4 protein-coding genes are annotated in these 2,535 nt (G+C 72.1%); 2 read left to right on the top strand and 2 right to left on the bottom strand.

The features are described 5' to 3' along the window. On the bottom strand, positions 1 to 395 hold a 395-nt coding region (locus FV222_RS22915), incomplete at its 3' end, for a hypothetical protein (RefSeq protein ID WP_147815719.1). Between the two features lie 348 nt (positions 396 to 743). Here FV222_RS22915 and FV222_RS22910 point away from each other — a divergent pair. Further along, positions 744 to 1,214, top strand: a complete 471-nt coding sequence (locus FV222_RS22910; protein ID WP_147761578.1) for an AMP-binding protein — start codon at positions 744 to 746, stop codon at positions 1,212 to 1,214. Between the two features lie 63 nt (positions 1,215 to 1,277). Next, the gene (locus tag FV222_RS22905) at positions 1,278 to 2,084 is read left to right on the top strand and encodes an enoyl-CoA hydratase (RefSeq protein WP_147761579.1); all 807 of its coding nucleotides are present in this window, start codon (positions 1,278 to 1,280) and stop codon (positions 2,082 to 2,084) included. 4 nt (positions 2,085 to 2,088) lie between these two features. Here FV222_RS22905 and FV222_RS22900 read toward each other — a convergent pair. Then, a partial coding sequence (locus FV222_RS22900) for a DUF3016 domain-containing protein (RefSeq protein WP_147815718.1) occupies positions 2,089 to 2,535 on the bottom strand: 447 nt, incomplete at its 5' end.

Here is a 2,535-nt window from a genome sequence, read left to right as displayed (position 1 = left end):
GCACCGGGGGCGGGGGCCGCGTCGGCGCCTGCCGGCAGCAGCACGTTCTTGGCGACCGTGCCCTCGGGGCCGTATTCGCCGGCGACCGCGAGGCAGGCCTTCTCGCGGTTCTGCGCCATGTCGTTCGACATCAGCGCGAAGATCGACTGCACCCGCCCGCCGAACGGGCCGCGCGGGCTGACGTCGGCCGAACGGGTGCCCTGCTTGACCAGCAACGCCTCGAAGGTGTCGGTGCCGATGCGGTAACCGCAGACGTTCGAGGCCGCGAAGATGTAGGCGGCGAATTCCAGCGCCCGCGGCGCCGGCGCGTTGCGGATCTGCGCCTCGGCGGGCACCGCAGCGAGGGTGGCGGTCAGCAGGGCGGCCGCGGCGGCCAGGGTTGCGAGCAGGCGCATGGGCGTAGGTTTCCTCGATGTCGGGGCGACGACTTCTTCCGAGTCGCTGAGAGGGGCGGGATACGCCGAACGGTGAGCGCCGCACAGGGGGACCGACCCGGCGGATTGCCTCAGGACGATCACGGCAAAGGCCGCCGCAAAAATACGGTTAAGCGTTACCTGCGTTGCAATCGTGCCGTGCGCTGCCAGCGCGGCATTGGGCATCCCGCCCCCTTGTCCAGCACCAGACGGTCGCAGGACCTGTTTCGACTTGATCACGCCCGGCGCGCTCATGCGAAGCCTACTATTAACCGGTGACGCGCAGATCGGAGTTCGACCTCTTCCGCACAGAGCCGGACCGGACGCCGCATGCACTTCGCCCTCGACCGACGCGCAGAACCAGATCCCGCCTTCGCCCCGCCCCCCTTGCGCCTGGCGGATGCCGGCGGAACGCCCTCGGGCGAGCGCCGCAACCGCTACGCCCGCTGGGCCCTCCATGAAGGCCTCGGCGAGGGCGACGTCGTCGCCCTGCTGATGCGCAACCAGCCCGACCTGCTGGCGATCTGGCAGGGCCTCGGCTCCGTCGGCGTCACCGTGGCGCCGCTCGACCTGACCCTGCGCGGGGCGGCGCTCGCCCGCAGCCTCGACGCGATCGGCCCGCGCCACCTCTTCGTCGATTCCGGCCTCGCGGAAATCCTATGCGGCGTGCAGGGCCTCGTGTCGGTCCAGCCGCTGGTGTGGTGGCACGGCGGCGCCGACTTCGCCCGGATCGACCTCGAGATCGCCGAATACGACGACGCCCCGCTCGACCCGCAGGAATCGGCCCCGCGGCGCGCCTGAGAGATCCGCGAAACCTGGCGAGACCGTGTTAGGTTGGGAAACCATCGACACGGGAGCCACGGCATGTCCTCCACCGCGACGCAGACCGCACGCGCCGACGCGCCGCTTCTGCTGCGCGAAGATGCCGGCGGCATCGCCACGCTGACGCTGAACCGTGGCCCGGCGCGCAACGCGCTTTCGCTCGGGCTGATGGCGGCGCTGCAGGACGCCCTCGACGCGATCGCCGAGGACCGGGCCGTCCGCGTCGTCGTGCTGCGCGGGGCCGGCCCGGCCTTCTGCGCCGGGCACGACCTCAAGGAGATGCGCGCCCATCCCGGGCGGGAGGCAGCCGCCGAGGTGTTCCGCGCCTGCTCGCGCCTCATGCTGGCGATCACCCGGCTACCGCAGCCGGTGATCGCCCAGGTGCACGGCATCGCCACCGCCGCCGGGTGCCAGCTCGTCGCGACCTGCGACCTCGCGATCTGCGCCGACGACGCGCGCTTCGCGACGCCCGGCGTCAACATCGGCCTGTTTTGCTCGACGCCGATGGTCGCGCTCTCGCGCGCCGTGCCGCGCAAGGTCGCAATGGAGATGCTGCTGCTCGGCGAGCCGGTGGACGCCGCGGAGGCTTTCCGCATCGGCCTCGTCAACCGCGTGGTTCCCGCGGCCGACCTCGACGCGACGGTGCGGGCGACGGCGTCCCGCATCGCCGAGAAGTCGGCGCGGGTGCTGGCGATCGGCAAGGAGGCCTTCGGCCGCCAGGAGGAGCTCGGCCTGGAGGAGGCCTACGCCTACGCCGCCAAGGTGATGACCCGGAACATGATGCTTGCCGAGGCCGGCGAAGGCATCGACGCGTTCCTGGAGAAGCGCACCCCGATCTGGCCGGCGTGAGGCCTCAGCCGCGCCCCGCGGGGCCGGGGAAGCGGCGCGCGAACCAGTCGCGCAGCACCGCGCGCTCGTAGTACAGGCCGCCCGTCGCAAAGCGCGGGTTCGCCGTCAGCATGAAGTTGATGTCGGTGGCGGTGTCCTCGCCGCTGGCGACCACACGCCGGCCCCGCCGCAGCGCGTAGGCGAAACGGATCCGCGGGGGCGTCGAATCCTGGACCACACGCAGCCCACCCGGGGTGCCGAAGCCCGGCTGCTCGTATCCGGCGAGGTCGATGTCGAGGACGGTGACGTCGAGGCTCTCGTCCGGGCCGAGGCGCCGGCTGCCGAGTTCCTGGAAGATCCGCGTCATCTCGGCGAGCGTCGTGCGCAGGCTCCGGCCCGACGCGCCCCAGCGGTCCTCGGCGTCGGTGAAGCGCTCGGGCGCCACGTAGCGCACGCCGACCTCGGCGACGGC

This window comes from Methylobacterium sp. WL103, from assembly GCF_008039885.1.
Taxonomy (GTDB): Bacteria; Pseudomonadota; Alphaproteobacteria; order Rhizobiales; family Beijerinckiaceae; genus Methylobacterium; species Methylobacterium cerastii.
Note: the sequence above shows the minus strand (reverse complement) of the source record. Positions and strands in the feature narration are given on the sequence as shown.

What these genes read in the sequence shown, in the direction of transcription:
- FV222_RS22905 (WP_147761579.1), top strand. Translation starts at nt 1,278, where the DNA reads ATGTCCTCCACCGCGACGCAGACCGCACGCGCCGACGCGCCGCTTCTG.
- FV222_RS22910 (WP_147761578.1), top strand. Translation starts at nt 744, where the DNA reads ATGCACTTCGCCCTCGACCGACGCGCAGAACCAGATCCCGCCTTCGCC.